The organism is Oleiphilus sp. HI0061, assembly GCF_001635675.1.
Genome location: NZ_LWFE01001483.1, coordinates 1 through 1,203, shown reverse-complemented (window position 1 = coordinate 1,203; position 1,203 = coordinate 1). Strand labels below are relative to the sequence as shown.

Below are 1,203 nucleotides of genomic sequence, written 5' to 3'. Positions count from 1 at the left end.
TGGACTTAACGGGCGGCGCACCGGAAATGAACCCTTATTTTCGTTACTTGGTCGAAGAAGCAAGGTCACTGGGAGTGCATGTTATTGATCGCTGCAATTTGACGATTCTGCAAGAACCTGGCTATGAAGACCTTGCTGAGTTTCTGGCTGCTAACGAGGTGGAAGTTGTCGCGTCTCTACCTTGTTACACGAAAGATAATGTCGACCAACAAAGAGGGAAAGGTGTTTTCGAAGATAGCATCAAGAGCTTAAAGCTCCTAAACAAACTAGGTTATGGAGTCGAAGGGAGCGGCTTGACCTTGAGTTTAGTTTATAATCCTGGTGGTCCGTTCCTACCTCCTCCTCAGCAACAGCTAGAGCAGGATTATAAAAAAGAGCTCTATGAAAATTTCGATATTCTCTTTGACCAACTTTTCACAATAACGAATATGCCTATTTCTCGCTTTGGGAGCGTGCTTTTGTCCAAGGGCGAATTTCATAACTATATGGATCTATTGAAAGAGTCGTATGCAAAGGAAAACCTTACCTCGGTAATGTGTCGCAGCTTGATAAGTATTGACTGGCAGGGCCATGTGTTTGATTGTGATTTCAATCAGATGCTTGATATGCCAATGCTTAGACTGGAGGGAGGATTGATAGCATCTGATAAAAATAGAATGCATCTAAGCGATATTTTAGGGCAGGCTATAGAAGGTTCTACGATAGTTGTGGCAGACCACTGCTATGGTTGCACTGCAGGACAGGGGAGTAGCTGCGGTGGCGCACTCGATTGACCTGAGTATTATTGTTCCCGTATTTAATGAAGCTGAAAATATTGAGCGTTTATTACGCAAGCTCAACACTCTCACTAGTAAGCGCTGCGAAGTGCTGCTGGTCGATGGCGGTAGTACTGATGGTAGTGGCGAGATAATTTCTTCACTTATAAGTGAGCTAGATATGGATGCTCATTTAATTCGCTCAAAGTGTGGGCGTTCCGCACAACAGAATGCTGGTGCAGAGTTAGCTCAAGGGCGTCTTCTTCTGTTTTTGCATGCAGATACGGTATTACCAAGTAAAGCTATTAACATGCTACATGGCGCAATCTCATCCGAACCCGTTTGGGGGCGCTTTGATATTCAGCTCGATAACTCTGCCGCGATATTTAAGGTAATCTCTTGGTTCATCAATATTCGCTCACGGCTTACAGGTATAGCTACTGGAGAT

At 44.3% G+C, this 1,203-nt stretch carries 2 protein-coding genes; both read left to right on the top strand.

The window, feature by feature from the left end; translation table 11 throughout:
* On the top strand, positions 1-773 hold a 773-nt coding region (gene arsS / locus A3735_RS23175; RefSeq protein WP_082885977.1), incomplete at its 5' end, for an arsenosugar biosynthesis radical SAM (seleno)protein ArsS.
* A partial coding sequence (locus A3735_RS23170) for a glycosyltransferase (RefSeq protein WP_197476017.1) occupies positions 757-1,203 on the top strand: 447 nt, incomplete at its 3' end. The genes arsS and A3735_RS23170, both read left to right, overlap by 17 nt.